Annotated in this window: 15 protein-coding genes; 9 read left to right on the forward strand and 6 right to left on the reverse strand. The window is 60.0% G+C overall.

Annotated features, from left to right (window positions below):
- Positions 1–656 precede the first annotated feature (656 nt).
- The 4 genes from KTJ78_RS07280 to lysA form a co-directional block, all read right to left on the reverse strand.
- Entirely contained in the window at positions 657–1439 is a 783-nt protein-coding gene (locus KTJ78_RS07280; protein WP_217134079.1) for an amino acid ABC transporter ATP-binding protein, read from the reverse strand.
- The gene (locus KTJ78_RS07285) at positions 1432–2397 is read right to left on the reverse strand and encodes an amino acid ABC transporter permease (protein ID WP_217134080.1); all 966 of its coding nucleotides are present in this window, start codon (positions 2395–2397) and stop codon (positions 1432–1434) included. Before KTJ78_RS07285 ends, KTJ78_RS07280 begins: the two co-directional genes overlap by 8 nt.
- Positions 2398–2408: 11 nt before the next feature.
- Positions 2409–3383: an ABC transporter substrate-binding protein gene (locus KTJ78_RS07290; RefSeq protein ID WP_217134081.1), complete on the reverse strand. Its 975-nt coding sequence runs from the start codon at positions 3381–3383 to the stop codon at positions 2409–2411.
- A 119-nt stretch (positions 3384–3502) separates the two neighbouring features.
- On the reverse strand, positions 3503–4843 hold the full coding sequence (gene lysA, locus KTJ78_RS07295) for a diaminopimelate decarboxylase (protein WP_217134082.1): 1341 nt from the start codon (positions 4841–4843) through the stop codon (positions 3503–3505).
- Positions 4844–4968: 125 nt separating this feature from the next.
- On the opposite strand from lysA, the gene KTJ78_RS07300 reads away from it, so the two are divergent.
- Complete coding sequence (locus KTJ78_RS07300; RefSeq protein ID WP_217134083.1) at positions 4969–6597, forward strand: PucR family transcriptional regulator; 1629 nt, start codon at positions 4969–4971, stop codon at positions 6595–6597.
- 11 nt (positions 6598–6608) lie between these two features.
- Here the strand turns inward: KTJ78_RS07300 and KTJ78_RS07305 are convergent, their stop codons facing one another.
- Together KTJ78_RS07305 and KTJ78_RS07310 are read right to left on the reverse strand one after the other, a co-directional pair.
- Entirely contained in the window at positions 6609–7109 is a 501-nt protein-coding gene (locus tag KTJ78_RS07305) for a flavin reductase family protein (protein WP_217134084.1), read from the reverse strand.
- Complete coding sequence (locus KTJ78_RS07310; RefSeq protein ID WP_217134089.1) at positions 7106–7648, reverse strand: NADPH-dependent FMN reductase; 543 nt, start codon at positions 7646–7648, stop codon at positions 7106–7108. Before KTJ78_RS07310 ends, KTJ78_RS07305 begins: the two co-directional genes overlap by 4 nt.
- Before the next feature lie 254 nt (positions 7649–7902).
- Between KTJ78_RS07310 and KTJ78_RS07315 the strand changes: the two genes are divergently transcribed.
- The 8 genes from KTJ78_RS07315 (at position 7903) to KTJ78_RS07350 (ending at position 17404) form a co-directional block, all read left to right on the forward strand.
- Complete coding sequence (locus tag KTJ78_RS07315; RefSeq protein WP_217134097.1) at positions 7903–9216, forward strand: LLM class flavin-dependent oxidoreductase; 1314 nt, start codon at positions 7903–7905, stop codon at positions 9214–9216.
- Positions 9213–10640, forward strand: coding sequence for an NtaA/DmoA family FMN-dependent monooxygenase (locus KTJ78_RS07320; protein ID WP_217134099.1), 1428 nt, complete (start codon positions 9213–9215; stop codon positions 10638–10640). Before KTJ78_RS07315 ends, KTJ78_RS07320 begins: the two co-directional genes overlap by 4 nt.
- On the forward strand, positions 10637–11224 hold the full coding sequence (locus KTJ78_RS07325; protein WP_217134101.1) for a GNAT family N-acetyltransferase: 588 nt from the start codon (positions 10637–10639) through the stop codon (positions 11222–11224). The genes KTJ78_RS07320 and KTJ78_RS07325 overlap by 4 nt, the downstream gene beginning before the upstream one ends.
- Positions 11221–12195, forward strand: coding sequence for an amino acid ABC transporter permease (locus tag KTJ78_RS07330; protein ID WP_217134104.1), 975 nt, complete (start codon positions 11221–11223; stop codon positions 12193–12195). Before KTJ78_RS07325 ends, KTJ78_RS07330 begins: the two co-directional genes overlap by 4 nt.
- Before the next feature lie 23 nt (positions 12196–12218).
- On the forward strand, positions 12219–13079 hold the full coding sequence (locus KTJ78_RS07335; RefSeq protein ID WP_217134106.1) for an amino acid ABC transporter ATP-binding protein: 861 nt from the start codon (positions 12219–12221) through the stop codon (positions 13077–13079).
- A 73-nt stretch (positions 13080–13152) separates the two neighbouring features.
- Entirely contained in the window at positions 13153–14172 is a 1020-nt protein-coding gene (locus KTJ78_RS07340) for an ABC transporter substrate-binding protein (RefSeq protein WP_217134108.1), read from the forward strand.
- 155 nt (positions 14173–14327) lie between these two features.
- Positions 14328–15311 carry a transporter substrate-binding domain-containing protein gene (locus tag KTJ78_RS07345; RefSeq protein ID WP_217134109.1) on the forward strand — a complete coding sequence of 328 codons (984 nt, stop codon included), beginning with the start codon at positions 14328–14330 and terminating at the stop codon, positions 15309–15311.
- Positions 15308–17404: an FAD/NAD(P)-binding protein gene (locus KTJ78_RS07350; protein ID WP_217134112.1), complete on the forward strand. Its 2097-nt coding sequence runs from the start codon at positions 15308–15310 to the stop codon at positions 17402–17404. The genes KTJ78_RS07345 and KTJ78_RS07350 overlap by 4 nt, the downstream gene beginning before the upstream one ends.
- Positions 17405–17546 lie beyond the last annotated feature (142 nt).

The raw sequence follows: 17546 nt of genomic DNA on the forward strand, positions 1-17546 counted from the left end.
TTCATCTGTACGATGACCCCTAGGTCACACGCAAGCCTATCGAGGCTTGCGTCTCGCTGTCCAGGCTGCGGATCGGCCCACTTCTCGCTGTAGTCGCGCGTCTGAGGGGCGGGTTTCGTCTGCTGCCGCCGGCCGTTGCAGGCGAACGGCCGGCGGTTGTCGCGGGGTTGGCTGCTGGCCGTGGGCTGTGGGCCGTGGGCTGTGGGCTGTGGGCTGTGGGCTGTGGGCTGTGGGCTGTGGGCTGTGGGCTGTGGGCTGCTGCTGCTTGCTGTTGGCTGTTGGCTGTTGGCTGTTGGTGCTGCTGCTTGCTGCTGTTGGCCTCTGTTGGTTGTTGTAGTGCTGACTTATTGGCCGCTGGCGGCTGTATTGGCGTGCAAGGCCTCGTACGGTGGCTCGCGTGGGTCTTGAGCGTGGTTTTGCCGCCCATTTGACGAAAAGCAGGGTGTTTGAACGCTCACACCCTGCTTTTCGTCAAGTAGACGGGTGAAGGCCGCAATCGACGGGTCGGGTCAGCGTAAGGCCGGGCTAGCGGGGGCCGAGCCAACGTAGGGCCGGCAAACGCGGGCCGGCCCAACACAGAACGCGGGCGAGTGAAGGCGCCCGGATTGAAGAGCCCGGTCCAGAGAGAGCAATGAGCTCGAAGTACCCCGGCCAACCTACAGTACGCTCGCGAGAAAGCTCTTGGTTCGGTCGCTCTGCGGGTTGTCGAATACCTCGTTCGGGTTACCGGACTCGACGACGACGCCATCGTCCATGAACACCACCGTGTCGGCGGCACTTCTCGCAAAGCCGATTTCGTGGGTCACGACGACCATCGTTGTGCCTGCCTGGGCGAGGTCACGCATGACCTCGAGAACATCGCCAACGAGTTCCGGGTCAAGCGCGCTCGTCGGCTCATCGAACAGCATGATCTTTGGTTTCATCGCGAGAGCTCGGGCAATCGCCACGCGTTGTTGCTGACCGCCCGAGAGCTGGGCTGGGTAATGCTGGGCCCACTCGACGAGCCCTACCTTGTCGAGCAGGTGCATTGCTTCTTGACGAACCTCAGACCGGGGCCGGTGGGCGACCCCAACCGGAGCCTCCATGATGTTGTCGAGAGCTGTTTTATGCGGGAACAGGTTGAAGCGCTGAAACACCATTCCGATCTTGCGGCGTTGTTTGGCGACTGCACGAGGATGTAGCTCGTAGAGTTCACCATTTTTCTCACGGTATCCAACGAGTTCGTCGTCGACGAAGATCTTGCCACCATTGATGGTTTCAAGGTGGTTGATGCAACGTAGGAGCGTCGACTTTCCTGAGCCAGAGGGCCCGAGTAGGCAGGTTACTTCACCCTCGCGCACGTCCATGTCGATTCCCTTGAGTACCTCGAGTGAAGCGAAGCGTTTGCGCACACCTCTGAGGCGCACGAGTGCGGTTTCATCGAGTACTTGATCAGGCATTGCGCTGCTCCTTACGCTGCTTCTTGCGTGCTCTCTGGACCTGGATTGAGCCGGTATATTCTTTCGCCTTTGCCATGAGCGACTGTGGTTGGTTTCGGCTACTGCCACGGCCAAAATGCCGCTCAAGGTAGTGCTGTGGCACCGACAGGACCGAGACGATGGCGAGGTACCAAATGCTCACCACGATAAGCAGTTCGACCTGCCGCAGGTTCTGGGCTGAAATTTGTGTGGCTTGCGTGTAGAGCTCAAGAACGGCAATGAGCGAGAGCAATGAGGTGTTTTTAATCATCGAGATGAGTTGGTTGCCCATGGGCGGAATGATGACTCGCATCGCCTGGGGTAGGAGGATACGCCTGAAGCAATAGCTCGGGCTCATGCCGAGCGACGCGGCGGCTTCCTGCTGGCCCTCGTCGACCGAGAGCATGCCCGAGCGTACGATTTCAGAGGAGTAAGCGGCCTCGTTCAGCGTCAGCGCGATGATGCCAGCGACAAGCGCGGTGAGGAGCTTGTTTGTATCTTCTTGCCAAAACACGATGTCGGTGAATGGAATACCGATGGTGATCTTCTCGAAGATGAGGCCAAAGTAGCCCCAAATCACGATTTGCACGAGCAGCGGAGTTCCTCTGAATGCCCAAACGTACACCGCCGCAACTGCCACGAGTACGGGATTGCCAGACATGCGCATTGCCGCGATGAGTACCGCGAGAAGAGCGGCGGCGAACATGGCGATGATGGTGATGATGAGGGTGAGGCGCACTCCGGAGAGAATGCGCGGGTGAAACATGAATTCACCAATGGTCGCGAAATCAATGTTTTTGTTGGTGGCGATTGCCTGCACAAACGCCACCAACAAAAACACAATCACGACGGTACTGACCCAGCGCCAGGGGCGGCGCAGCGAGTGAACGACGTTGTCGAACTCCCTGCTCGGGGCCTGCGGCGTTGCTGCCTTCGTCATGAGCGTTCGCCTTACTCGCTTGCTGCGTTCACGAGTGCTGAGTCGAGCGCGAGTGACCCCATACCGTGCTCATCGAGAATGGCCTGGTAGGTGCCATCGTCAATGAGCGACTGCATGGCCGCTTGGAGCGCATCGGTCAACTCGGTGCGATCGTTGAGAAGACCGAATCCCGTGTATACGGGGTTGAAGCCCTGGGGGTTCTCGGGGTCTTCGACGAGCTCAAAGTACTCGCCGTCTCCTGCCGTTCGGGCGGTATAGGCCGCGACGGGAGCGTCAACGATGTAGGCCTGGGCCCTGCCCGCACGGAGCGCGGTTTGCGAATCCTGGGCGACGGGAAGCGCCTGCACATCGATGCCCTCTTTGCCACTCGCGATGCACTCTTCTGAGAGCTCTGCGAGCAGTTCGGCCTGAAGCGTTGACTTTTGCGTTGAGGCGCTGTGCCCACAAAGATCGGTGAGGGTTTCGATGTTTTCTGGGTTTCCCTTGGCTACGACGATTGCGAAACCAGCCTGAATCTCTTCAATGAAGTTGAGCGTCTGTTGGCGCTCTTTTGAATCATTCATGCCCATCATGATGATGTCGTGGCGGTCAGACTGCAGCGAGGGAATCACTGACTCAAAGGGTTGGTGCTCGACCGTGAACTCGACGCCGAGTTTAGCGCCGAGCGCGATAGACATATCAGCGTCAACGCCGATGAGGTCGTTGTCGTCGTTGACCTCGATAAATGGTGGGTATGGCACTCCCATCGCGACTCGAACGGTACCCCGTTCGGTGATCTCTTCGGGCAGGAGGGCAGAAGCGGCATCATCGGCCTCAACGTTGAAGTCGGTGGTTTGCTGCAGTGAGAGTGTCCCTTGGTTGGCCCCACCGTCGGCTGTGGCTCCTTCGTATTTTTCACCGGAGGTCTCAGCGCTACAAGCACTGAGCGCGAGCAAGGCGGTTGCTGCGACGGCGAGGGGCATGAGCGTTCTGGTGTTTCGTAACATGGGTGTTCCTTTCAAACTGAAACGGCATTGTTTCTCTGGTGGTCGGGACATAAGATCGTCGGGACATGAGGTGGTCGGGACATGAGATCGTCGGGACATAAGATCGTCGGGGCATAAGGTCATTGGGGTAAGAGATGCTCTCGGCGCGAGGTGGTGTGACGAGGCAATCGCGCCCAATCGTGCTTCAGGGCGGGTTCGTGGGCTTCGAGATAACCCTCGTACGTTTGCCTCCTGACCGCGAGCGTCGCTTCTTCGTCACGGCAGAACACGACAGCCGGGTGCAGAGCGCCGTTGTAATTATTAGCGAAGGTATAGCCGTAAGCGCCGGTTGCCGCAATGATGACGGTGTCGCCGGGAGCTGGCGCGTGAAGCGGTGCTCGGTCAACAAGAAGGTCACCCGACTCGCACTGCCTGCCAACGAGCTGCACGATGGAGTCGGGAGCCTCGGTGACGCGGTCGGCCACGACCGCGGTGAACCGGTCGTCGGTGAGCGCGATATTCATGAGCTCTGACATGCCGCCGTCGACGGCGACAAATGTTTCGAGCGAGCGTTTCACCGTGCGCACGGTATAGGCCGTGATGCCGCTCCGAGCGACGAGCGAGCGCCCCGGTTCGATGATGAGCTCGACGTCGTCAGGCAGCACCGTAGCCGCGAGCCCGCAGAGCCCATCGAGGTACTCCTCGATTTCAGGAGCGTCGTCGGCCTCTGAATAGTTCACCCCGAGCCCACCGCCAAGGTTGTAAACGTCGAAGTTGCCGACGTTCGCGATGACCCGAAGCGCCTCGAGAAAAGGCTCGACGTCGAGAATCTGCGAACCGATGTGCACGTGCACGCCGCGCACCCGTACTCGTTCGCTCCCTTCGATCCGCTCGATGAGCGCGAGAGCTGACTCGATGGGCATGCCAAACTTCGAGTGGGCTCCGCCGGTCTGAATGGAGGGGTGGGTGTCGGCTTCGACACCGGGAAGAACCCGAATGAGTACGTCTTGTGGAGTCGTCGCGTGCTCTTCGATGAGGGCGACATCGTGGTCATTGTCAACGACGATGAGGCCGACGCCTATCTTGGTCGCAAGGCTGATTTCTGCACTGCTCTTTGCGTTGCCGTGCAGCACAATGTTCGCTGCGTTCACCCCGGCTGCGAGCGCCATGCGCAATTCTCCCTCGCCCGCGACATCGACCGAGAGGCCCTCGGCTTCTGCGATGGCGTAGGCGGCGATGCAGGGCAGTGACTTGGAGGCGAAACACACCCGTGACTTGGGCCAGCGGCTGCGCAATCCATCGCGGTAACGCTGCATCGTTTCGCGCAGGTGCCGTTCGTCGTACACGAAGAGCGGGGTACCGAAGCGACCGGCGAGGTCGGTCACCGAGCACCCTCCAATGGTGAGTGCGCCCGTGTCGTCGACCCCCGCTGTCGTAGGTAACAGGCGGGCAAGGGATGGGGGTAGAGAAGTGTCGCTCATCGAATCAAACCTCGGCTTCATTGTCGGGTATCGCGGTATCTGGAGGGCCGCTTTGCTGGCCCCACTTCTTCAACGCTAGATGAGTGAGGGTGTGCGATTCTTATCGGTTTCGATAGGGTTTTGTCATGTCAGTGTTGAAACCGATAATCTTACGTGCCGACGGCAAAGAAGCCGGGCTCGCGCTACTCACGGTCGAGGAGCGTCTTGGCAGTGACGTGATGAAGGTCGAGCTGCCCCCGGGAGCTCAGAGCCCTCTCGTTCGCTCACTCGATCTTTACGACGCTTCGACTTCTGCGCAGTCGAGCGATCAAGGTGGGGGCGGGATGCTGCTCTGCCTCGTTTCGGCCGAGGCAATGCGCGAGCGAGAGGTGCAACGTGCCCTCGACTTCGCGGTCGCGAGCGAGTGCGCAGCGGTCGTGACGAAGCTCTCTGACGAGAGAGCGCGCAGCGAAATTGAAGCGAAAATTCTTGACGCGGGCCTTGCCTCGGTGGCGTTGCACCCCGATGTCGGCTGGCGTGAGTTTGACGGGCTCCTCACGACCACGCTTGGCGAACACGCACAGTCGCTCACTCTCGCCCCATCGGTTGGCGACAAGCTCTTTGCCCTCGCGAACACCGTGGCTCGGGTGTTCGGCGGATCGGTCGCGATCGAAGACCACCAGCGCAGCATTCTCGCGCACTCCTCGGTCTCTGGCCAAGCTATCGACGAGTTGCGTACGACGGGCATCTTGTTTCGTCGCGCGGGCGATGCACCCGTGAATGAGGATCGCTACCGCAGAGTGTTCGAAGCCGAGGGTCCCGTGCGGTTCATTCGATACGGAGACTATCTGCCACGGGTGGCGATCGCGGTTCGGGCGGGTACCATTCCGCTCGGGTCGATCTGGGCCCTCGATCCGCAAGCAGACGCTGAGGTCGAGGGCGCAGCGCTCGCCGAAGCGAAAGCTCAGGTGCTCGAACAGGCGGCTACGATGGCCGCGGGAACACTGCTCGAGGCGTGGAAAGCCACGAACCGATCAACGTCTCGCAGGGAGTCGGCGCTACGCCGGGTGCTCATTGCCGCTGCTCAGCAAGGAGATCGTGAAGCGCTCGATCCGACGGGTGAAGCGGCAGGGGTGATTCTTGTCGCCGAGGTCGCAGCCGGCCCGCGCTCGGCGGGGCGTATCGCCGAGGCGAGGGGCGTTTTTGCGAGGCACCTTGCAATGTATATACCGAACGTTGTTGTTTCGGCAGAAGCCAACGAGATCATCGCCCTGTGCCCCACCGAGCGCGTCGATGAGGTGCGAGGTTGGGCGCTTGAGGCGCTCGCCGACCTCTCTGCCGATACCGCGAGCGGCCTACGAGTCGGCGTGAGTGATCCGCACACCATTACGACAAGGCTGCCCTTCGCGGTGAACGAAGCGCGCGATGTCGCGAAACACTCGCGCGCCGTTGCAGAACCGGTCGGAACAGTTGCGGGGGTGCGAACACAGCTGTTTCTAGCTGCCTGCCGGGCTCAGCTGGAGCTTGACGACCGGCTGATGCTCCCCGAGGTGCGAGAGCTGCTCGACGCCGGAGAAGGGCGGCAGCAACTCGTCGAGACCTTCATCGAGTGGCTTGCTGCGGCGGGAAACGTGGGCCGAGCCGCTGAGCAGTTACGGGTGCACGAACAGACCGTGCGCTATCGTTTGCGGCGGCTGCGTGAGCTTTTGCCGATCGAAGATGCCGACCCCGACTACCTGCTCGCGCTCTGGGCGCAGTTGCGTTCAGGGCGCTGAGAGGCATTGGATCAAATCATGTACTCGAGTTCTCGATAGCTGCCGCGATAGAAGAGGAGCGGCGCTCGCTCTGGGTCGGTAGAGATGCCGCTCACCCTGACGAGAAAAATCAGATGATCACCCGCCTCAATTTCTTGTTCGATCTCACCGGCAACCCAGCCCGTACCGCCGTCGAGAATCGGTGCACCGTTGCTGGGTGAGGGGCTCCACTCGACGCCCTTCCATTTGTCAGTGCCCGAGCGTGCAAACTGGCCGCTCAAATGCTGTTGCTCGGCGCTCAAGAAATTCACCACCACTCGGCGATGCGCTCGCACCGAGCTAAGACTGCGAGAGGCGCGCGAGATCGAAAACGAGATGAGAGGTGGATCGATCGACACGCTGTAGAACGACTGGCAGGTGAAGCCAACCGGCCCGTCGACGCCGTGCGTGGTGATTACGGTCACTCCTGAAGCAAAGCTTCCCATGACATCGCGGTAGCTGCGCTCATCAAATGGCTGGGGTGATGCGGTCATGCAGAAACCTCGCTTGCGATAGCAGCCTGCTGTGTAGCGGGCTTTGGAAGGGGGAGGCGCGGCAGTTGCGAGTCGGCCCACTCGTCAAGGAGCTCGGTGCGGCGATCAAACTTGGGTGTGGGAAACGCGAGGCCGCGGGTGGGCACGCTCGCACCGAGCTCGACCAGCAGAGGGCGGAGCGTGAATTCGACAGCGAGGGTGTGCTCGTCAGAGGCAATCGTGAAGAGCGGAATGGCAGAGACCCCAGCAAGCCCTTGCGCCGGGTAACGATCGAGAAAAGCTTTGAGGAGTCCTGTGTAGCTCGCCTTGTACGTTGGCGTGGCGATGATTGCATAGGTTGAGTCGCGGAGCTGATCGAGTAATTGATCGAGTGGGGGAGATGGCCAGGTGAAGAGTGAGTCGGCGTGGTCGATGAGATCGATCGTGGGGTGAACTGTGGCGCCGGTGTGGTTGGCAACGCGTTCTGCAAGTTGCTCGGCGAGCTGGTACGTGCGGGAACGTGCTTTGGGGTTCCCGACAACAACAGAAACAGTGGACATGGGTATGCCTTTCTAGAGCCCCGCGCAGTGCGTGCGCGACGCTCGGGTGTGGGTGACGCTCGGGTTTCAGAGCAAATGGGTCATGATCCACGGTGTGGTGTCGCGGAGTGGCCGCGAGATCTCATCTCGCGCAACTGGGGCCAGTGTAGGTCGGGTTCTTTGGGCTGCGGCAGCCCCGGCGCAACACGACGTAACCATCTGTCATTTTTCGTCACATAGTGGACAGGTTCAAAACTCATTCATAATCTTTCGGTATGTCTCACATAACAATATCAACACCGTTTACGATTGCGGTAGCCCTTGACGGAGCGGGGTCTCACCCTGCTGCGTGGCGCGAGCCTGACGCCAAACCCAACGCTCTCTTTGCCGCCGATTACTGGACAGAATTGCTTACGCTGGCCGACGCCGCTGGTGTCGACTATGCCTCGATCGACGATGCACTGAGTGTGCAACAAGCCACCGCCCTCGAAAGAGGTGGGGGTGCCGCTGAATCACCCGAGCTACGAGCCGATCGAGTTACCGGACGCCTTGACTCGCTGCTCACGGCAAGCTGGGTTGCGCCACACACGCAGGGTATTGGCCTCATCGCTACCGTCACGACAACTCACACCGAGCCTTTCCACGTGGCAACCGCGTTGCAGACGCTCGATCATATTTCTCAGGGCCGAGGTGGCTGGCAGCTGCGCATCTCGGGTGACCCACAGTCAGCTGCTGCTTTTGGTAGGCGTGGCGCCCCGAATGTCAACCTCGCTGAGGTTCTTGCGGGCAGGCCCGACGAAGCCCTCGACGAACTCATTGATGAGGCCGGCGATGTTGCCCAGGTCGCACGACTGCTCTGGGGAAGCTGGGATGCTGACGCGATTATTCGCGATACTGAAACCGGCCGCTTTCTCGATCGTGATCGTGTGCGCCACATCAACTTCTCGAGTGAGCGCTTTTCGATCGCCGGGCCTTCAATTGTGCCGCGCTCGCCCCAGGGCCAACTGCCGATCACCGTACTCTCGCACTCTCCTCGGGTGCACCGACTCGCAGCCGAGAACGCAGACGTCATCTTCATTACCCCGGAGAACCCCTCGCTGCGCGCAGGAGCGTCTCGCGGGCTCTCCGTCGCAGAGATCATTGCCCAGGTGCGCGAAGCCGAACAGATCGTGAATCGAGCTGAGAAGCTTGGCGAACAACTGCGCGTCGTTGCTGACCTCGTCGTTGCATTTGATACCGACGAAGAGACGGCGGCCGCACGTGTCGAGCGGCTCAATAACATCGACGGAGAAGTTTTTGAGAGTGATGCGCTCCTCGTCACGGGCAGTGCCGCAGAAATAGCCGACACGATTGAGCGGTGGCGTGACGCGGGAGTCGACGGGGTGCGGTTGCGCCCGCTCGCGCTACCGGGTGACCTGCGTGCTATCACCGAGACACTGGTGCCGCTGCTGCGTGAGCGAGGCATTGCAACGCTTGACCCGTCGCCGAAGCCCCTGCGTGAGCGTTTTGGTCTCGCGCCGGCTCCCTTGCGGTTGCGCAAGGTCTCGAAATCATCAGAAAAGCCGAGCCTTGAGGAGGCCTTAGCATGAGCATCGCACCGTCTTCAGTAAACTCTTCGCCCCGCCAAATACACCTCGTTGCCCACTTTCCCGGGGTTAATAGCGCCACGGTGTGGAGCGACCCAGAAGCGGGCAGCCAGATTGATTTCGAGTCTTTTCGGCACTTTGCCCAGTCGGCTGAGCGAGGGCTTTTCGACTACGTGTTTCTTGCCGAGGGGCTGCGTCTACGCGAGCACGGGGGAAACATTCATGACCTCGACGTTGCTGGTAGGCCGGCGACGCTCGCGGTCTTGTCAGCTATGGCGTCGGTCACGAGCAACATTGGCGTCGTCGGGACCCTCACGAGCACTTTCAACGAGCCTTATGAGCTTGCCAGGCAGCTTGCAACGATCGATCATCTTTCCCGTGGGCGAGTGGGGTGGAACGTCGTGACCTCACCCGATGCGTTTCACGGGGGGAACTTTCGGCGCGGTGGCTTCTTGCCCTACGAAGAACGATACACGCGGGCCGAAGAGTTCGTTGCGCTCGCGAAGCAGCTCTGGAACTCGTGGGAGCCAGACGCGATTGTCGCGGATCGCACGAGCGGCATTTTTGTTGACCCTGAACGCGTGCGTCGCGTCGATCACCGGGGCCCGCAGTTCACCGTTCAGGCTGTGAGCACCGTGCCGCGCAGCCCACAAGGGTTTCCCGTTATTGTGCAGGCTGGTGACTCGCCAGCTGGGCGAGATTTTGCTGCCGCAAACGCTGAGATCATTTTTTCGAGGCATACGAGCTTTGCCGAGAGCCAAGCATTTTATCGCGATGTGAAGGGCAGGCTTCCAGGTGTCGGCCGTGGTGAAGATTCGCTGCTCATTCTGCCCGGTGCAAGCTTCGCTCTGGGCGACACCGATGCTGAGGCGCGGGAGCGTTCGCGAGAAATAGCGCTTGCACAAACAAGCCCGCAAACGGCGGTTGCTTGGGTCGAAGCGATCTGGGGTCATGAGCTTCCGGGTCTTGACCCTGACGGAGCACTGCCCACGAGCGAACCGAGCGATGGTACGCAGCGCCAGGGGCAGGTTTCGACCCGCGTCGCCGACCGTGTCGCGCGAGCCGCTCAGTTGCGAGACCGTGCCTCTCGGGAGGGCCTCACGTTGCGTGAGCTCGTTGCCGCTGAGACAGCGAAACACACCTTTGTAGGGTCACCAGAAACCGTTGCCGCCGACATCGACCGTGCGGTTCAGGAGCGAGCCTCAGACGGTTTTGTCCTCGTACCGCACCTTACCCCGGGCGGGCTCGACGAGTTCGTCGACCGCGTCGTGCCGCTCCTGCAGGAGCGTGGGGTGTTTCGTACAAGCTACGACGTTGACCCAGAGACCGGTGCGAGCCCGACGCTGCGCCAGACCTTAGGACTGCCAAAGCCGCCCAACGTGGCCTGGACCGGTGCGCGACATCGTGAAGAAGAGGCAATCGCATGAACGAGGAACACTCCGCACTCGACGAACTGGTGGTGCGTATCGTGCACCCGAGCGATTCACTCGCTGCTCCGCTGCTTGCTGATCTTGAGCGAGAATATGACGCACGGTATGGCATTGAGGTGTTGGGGGAGCCCGCAGCTGCCGAGTTAAACCGCTACCCGAACGAAGCGTTTGTTGCTCCGAACGGCACGTTTCTCGTGCTGCTTGCCGGTGGCGAGGTGCTCTCGGGAGGGGCTTTCAAACGCTACGACGAACGCACTGCAGAGTTCAAGCGCATCTGGACCCGTGCCGATGTGCGGGGCCGGGGGCTTGCCAAGCGCGTGCTTGCTGCTCTTGAAAACGAAGCCTCGGCCCTCGGATACGAGCGGGTGTATCTCACGACTGGACCGCGCCAACCAGAAGCGGTCGCGCTGTACCTCGGCACTGGCTACGAACCCCAGTTTGATACCGCACGCCCTGCCGCTGAGGTTGGCTTGCACGCATTCACGAAACATCTCGTGCCCGTTCATCGGCGCACAGGAGACCCTGGTCGCACCTTCGATCGAGATGGTGCGCCCGTTCTTACGAAGGAGAAGGCACTATGACCGCGAGTGTTGAAACACCGAGCATTGAGGCGGTGAACCAAACGACGGTTCAGGGCGCCGAGCACGTTGTACCCTTGCGGCACTGGTGGCGGTGGGCTTTCAGCGCGATCGCGGTGTTTTTGCTCGCTCAATTGGTGTGGACCTTCTTCTCGAACCCCCAATGGCGCTGGCCGGTGTTTGCCGAGTATTTCTTTAACGAAGCGGTACTTCGGGGGCTCTGGCTCACGCTGTGGCTTACTGCCGTATCGGCGGTCATTGGTTTCACCCTCGGTGGAGTGCTGGCACTCGCAAGGCTCTCAGGCTCAGCGCTACTGAACTCGTTTGCCTGGGGGTTTATTTGGTTCTTTCGGTCGGTTCCACTGGTCGTGCAACTGGTCATCTGGTTTAACCTGGGGTATCTTTTTCCGACGCTTGGCATCGGGTGGCCGTTCACGTATGACTTCTGGCTGGTCGAGTTTGATACCGTTCGCCTGCTCTCGTCAACCGTAGCCGCGATTTTAGGTCTCTCGCTGCATCAGGCAGCGTATTCGGCAGAGATTATTCGTGGCGGGCTGCTTTCTGTCGATCAAGGGCAACTTGAAGCGGCAAAAGCGCTCGGAATCCCGCGCCGTCGTCGCTTCTTTCGCATTGTGCTGCCTCAGGCTGCGCGGGCGATCTTGCCCAACGCCTTCAACGAGGTCATAGGGCTTCTGAAAGGCACCTCGGTTGTCTTTATCGTCGCCCTGCCCGAACTTTTTTACACGGTGCAGGTGATTTACAACCGAAACCAGCAGGTCGTTCCGCTGCTGCTCGTGGCTGCGGTCTGGTACACGATTTTTACGACGGTGCTCAGTATCGCGCAGTACTACATCGAACGCCGCTTTGCCCAGGGGAGTGTGCGCGAGCTCCCACCAACCCCGTTGCAACGGCTTCGCAGGGCTTTCGGCTCTCGCCGCGGAGCGCTCACTCAAAGCGCGAATGAATCGTCATAACCACTCACAGTAAGGAGCCCACCATGTCGACGCAAACGACACGAGAGCCCACCATCGATGCACCGAGCCACCCTGAACAATCCCCTCGCTCTGAACAATCCGCTGACTCTGGGCAGGCCCCGCGTTCCGGGCTCGTTGAGATAACCAACGTACATAAGTCTTACGGCGCTGACGAAGTGCTGCACGGCATCACGTTGCGCATTGAGCCAGGTCAGGTGATTACGCTGCTCGGCCCCTCAGGGTCAGGCAAGTCGACTCTTTTACGCGCGATCAACCACCTTGAAACGATTGATTCAGGGTCGATCACGATCGATGGCGAGTACATCGGTTACGAGCGTCGCGGTGACCAACTCTATGAGCTGCGCGAAAAAGAGGTTCTTGAGCGACGCACTCGCGTTGGCATGGTGTTTCAAAACTTCAATCTCTTTCCGCATCTCACAGCTCTCGAGAACATCATTGAGGCTCCTATCGCTCTGAAACGAGCCACGAAGGCTGAGGCCGTTGCCAAGGCCAGAGTGCTGCTCAAGCGCGTCGGGCTTTCTGAGCGGGAAGAACACTACCCTAGGCAGCTTTCTGGCGGGCAACAGCAGCGCGTAGCCATTGCACGAGCGCTCGCGCTAGAACCCGATGTTCTGCTCTTTGACGAACCGACGAGTGCTCTCGATCCAGAGCTTGTTGGCGAAGTGCTCAGTGTGATCAAAGACCTTGCAAATGGAGGAACCACCCTCATCATCGTGACCCACGAGATTGGCTTCGCTTCAGAGATCGCTGACTACGTTGTGTTTCTTGATGCCGGGCGTGTGGTCGAAGAAGGCCCACCCGCGAAGGTACTGCGTTCGCCTGAGCAGGCGCGCACGCAAGAGTTTCTCGATTGGGTGATTTAATCCCCGTCGCTACCCAAGCCGTTGCAACATTCACGGTTGCTCCGTAACAACCCATCACCCCGAAAGAGATCATATGTTCACCACCTCGCGCTCAAAACCCGGCGCTCTTCTCATCGCGCTCACCGCTATTGTGCTCACCGGATTGACATCGTGCAGCGCAGTTGTTTCTGATGATGCCAAAGACGGCGATGAGAGTGATGTCGCGACGGGCGCCCCTGCAGCAGCCGAAACACCGTTTGACCTGACGAGCACCAATGCCAGTGAGCGGCCTCGCATCGACGCCGTTCCTGAGGCCGTAGCGGCGCTCAAAGCGAGCGGCTTTACTCCGATACAGGAGGGAAAACTCACTGTGGCGCACTCGGCGAACGTGCCACCGCTCGGTTTCCTCGCCGAAGACGATAACCGAACCCTGATCGGGGTCGAACCAGATATCGCTCAGCTCGTTGCCGATGGGCTTGGACTCGAGTACACCCCTGAGAACGTCGCCTGGGCAGATTGGCCTCTGGGTGTTGAATCGGGCAAATATGACGTCGTTGTTTCGAACGTGACGGTGACCGAAGAACGGAAGGATCTTTTCGACTTTGCGACGCATCGAACTGATGTGCTGGCGTTCTCGGTTCGGGCTGACTCTGAGATTGATTCGATTACCGAGGCCAAAGATGTCGCGGGGCTCAAAGTCGTCGTGGGTAGCGGCACGAACCAGGAGAAGATCTTGCTCGATTGGTTTGCCGAGAACGAACAAAAAGGGCTTCACCCAGGCGAACCGGTCTACTTTGACGACAATGCGGCGGCACAATTGGCTCTGACTTCGGGCAGAGTTGACGCGCTCTTCGGGCCTAACCCAACGGCTGCGTTTGCCGCAGCGGTGGGCGGGGAGTCGAAGATTGTTGGCACACTGAACGGCGGCTTTCCCGAGAACGCGCAGATCGGGGTCACGACGGCTAAGGGAAACGGTCTCATTGAGCCCGTCGCTATCGTGCTGAACACGATTATTGAAGACGGTGCCTACACACAGGCCCTAGAACGTTGGGATCTGGGTGATGAGGCGGTCAGTGAGTCGCTCATAAACCCTCCTGGCTTGCCACGCCCGTAATCTGAACGCTCTTGCGGCCAGGAGCCGCTTCACTTGAAAGAAGAATCTGAATGCTTTTCTCATCGCACAACGCAGCAACGAATGATCGGTTGCACACACGGTTGACAAAACCGAGAACACCGACGAAATCCAAAAAGCGCACAACGCAACGACGAATGACCACGGTGTCAGTTGCTTCGGCTGTTGCTCTTGCAAGCCTTGTCGGATGCAGCTCTGCCGCAGCTCCAGCAGCCCCCGCAGCGCCAGGGGCGGCGGAGGGCAGCGGTGCAGAAGCCATATTCGATCTCACAACGGGCAATCTCGACACCCGCCCGCATATCGACCCGGTTCCAGAAGCGGTTGAGGCGCTCGCTGAAAGCGGCTTTTCGCCAATACAGGCTGGCAAACTCACGGTAGCACTGGGCGGTGCGGGGTCACCACCCACGTCATTCTTCGCTGAAGACGACGCGCAAACCATCATCGGCAGCGATGCTGACTTTGCCTCGCTTATCGCCGAAGGGCTCGGGCTTACTTACACCCCAGAAAATGTGGCGTGGGCCGACTGGCCGCTCGGCATTGAGTCGGGCAAGTACGATTTGGCGCTCACCAATATTGGCGTGACTGAAGAACGAAAGGAACTCTTTGATTTCGCCACGTATCGTGATGCAGTAATGGCGTTTTCGGTCACAGCGAGTTCTGACATTACTGAAATTTCTGAGCCTAAAGACGTCTCTGGGCTTCGCGTCATTGTCGGGAGCGGCACGAATCAAGAGAAGTTCTTGCTTGATTGGTTTGCGCAGAATGAGGCGGCTGGTATCGAACCGGGTGAGGCGGTCTATTACGAAGACTCTGCGGCAGGTGCGCTCGCGCTGGGTTCGGGGCGTGCCGATGTGAGTATTGATCCGCACGCTCTTGCAACGTTTCGAGAAGCCACACTCGGTGAAATTCGCGTCGTCGGCAGTTTCAACAGTGCTTACCCGGTCAATGGTGAGGTAGGCGCCGTCACAGCGAAAGGGAACGGGCTCATCGAACCCGTGCGCATCGTCGTGCAGTCTCTCATCGACTCTGGCGTTTACGATGAGGTGCTCGGGCGATGGGGCCAGGATGAAGAGGCCCTCACTGAGTCGCTCATCAACCCACCCGGGCTGCCGAAGCCATGAGGCCCGTTCAACGCGAGGTAGCGCTCGGTAACCCGCCAACTATCGAGCCAGAAGACTGGGATCTGAACCCACCTGTTGATGTGGTGTGCGTCGGGGCGGGCCCCGCTGCAGCGATGTTACTGGAGCGCATCGTTGCGAGTCACGCGCGCGATACGCCCGAGCTGCCTCTTCGCATCAGGCTTGTCGACCCGTACCCTCCGGGCGGCGGCCGAATTTGGCGTCGTTCGCAATCACCACTACTCAAGCTCAACTCGATGCTGCGTGATGTTGCCTTTTTTACCGATGCATCGTGCCACATTGAGGGGCCAGTTGCCCCGGGGCCATCGCTCGCTGAGTGGGTACAGGGCGTACGTGAGGGCGAGATACCGATTCCCGACGGGGCTGACGAGCTGTTGCTTCGCGAGATTGCACTCATCGCCGACGACGAGTTTCCTACCCGTCGCCTCAACAATGCCTATCTCGGGTGGGCGCTCACCGAGTCGCTTGATCGCGCTGAGCACAGCCTGCGCGCGAGCTGGGTTGCCGACACCGTCGTGGCGGTTGATGAGTCACGCGGTAGCCTCGGGCAGCACCTCGTGCACTTGGAATCTGGGAGCACCCTTGCGGCAGATGTCGTCGTGTATGCCCTCGGACATAATGGGGCTGACCTGTCGGCCGATTCAGCCTCGCTCACAAGTTTTGCTCGCCGCCACGGGCTTACGTACGTTGCTCCGGCGTTCACCGCTGATGTCGATTTTTCTCTGATTGATGCCGGGGCCGATGTTATTGTGCGTGGCATGGGGCTCGCCGCGATTGACCTTGCGGTACTGCTCGCTGAGGGTCGCGGCGGTGTCTTCACCAGGGCAACCGACGGTTCGCTCAGTTACGAACCGAGTGGCAACGAACCGGTGCTGCACTTCGCCTCGCGGCGAGGCGTGCCGTACCGGTCGAAGATTACGAGTCAGGTTGTCGGTGCCAAGGTGCAACTCGAGTACCTCGGCGCGCAGTTTCACGAGGCCATCGCCTCCCGGACCGAGCCCCTCGACTTCGACCGTGACGTGTGGCCGCTTATTGCTGCGGATCTCGTCACCGGCTACTATCGCGAGCTGTTCACCGGTCACCCAGATCGGGTGCTGGGCGACTGGGATAGCTTTGGGCCTCGCTTACGCGAGATCCTGGCGCGCGGTGATAGAGGTGAGGAAGCTCTCGCGAGTCTTGTGCAGGAATCGGTTCCTGATCCGCGCGACCGCTTCGATCTTGCATCTTTCGAGTATCCACTTCGTTTCGCGGCGCATGGTGAGGCAAAACCAAATTGTGCAGTCTCGACCGGGGTAAGCGCCGAGGGGAGCGGAGGGTCTGCTCGCACAGTACACGAGCGGGTGCGCGCTCACATCGTCGAAGACTTACGGCTACGAACCCAGCCCGAGAACAGTGCAACACAGGCCCTCTTTCTCACCGGACTCTACGCTTTTCTTTCGATTGCTGAGGTGAAACCAGAACAATGGAATGCGCTGAGTCGTACACATTCGTTGCCACGCCGTTGGGCAAACACTTTCAGTTACCTTGCGAGCGGCCCTCCTGGCCATCGACTCGAAGAGTTGGTCGCTCTTGCCGACGCCGGTGTGGTGCGCTTTCTTGGTGGCGATGTGGTGCTTGAGGCCGACGAAACCCTCGGCGTCTTTCGTGCTGAAGGTTATGCCGTGACGTCAGAACAGCAGCGTGCAGAGGTGAACGCCCGAACGCTCATTGATGCGTGGCTTCCTGAAGCTCAGGCTGCCGTGAGCGATAACACGCTACTGAGGAGACTGGTCGCGCAGCGAACGGTTCATGAATTGACGGTAGTCGACGAGCGAACGGGAGCTCTTGCGACTACGGGCCAGATCGAAGCGAGATCAGATGGGAGCCTGCCGGGGTCATACCGTCAGTTTGCGCTCGGGCCCTTCGTAGCTGGGCTTACCGGTGGCGCGTTTACCCGCCCTGGGCTCAACTCGCTCCCGTTTCGGGTTCATGACCGTTGCTCTCGTGCGGTGCTTGCAGCAGCGACCGCGGTATACGACGAAGACAACGGCGCTATTCAGGAGCTTGTGACGAGCACCGGAGTCGGGGCTGCGTAGGCGCAAGGCCTTCATGAACGGCCTTTGGTGCTGGTGACAGCAGAGTGAAGGTAAGGACTCGCGCGTTGCTCGGTGAACTTTGGGCGAACGCTCAACAAGAAAGAAAAGCGGTGGTGCGGCTCGGTTCTCACAAGAAGAGAAC

It is taken from the genome of Leucobacter chinensis, from assembly GCF_019049105.1.
GTDB classification, from domain to species: Bacteria; Actinomycetota; Actinomycetes; order Actinomycetales; family Microbacteriaceae; genus Leucobacter_A; species Leucobacter_A chinensis.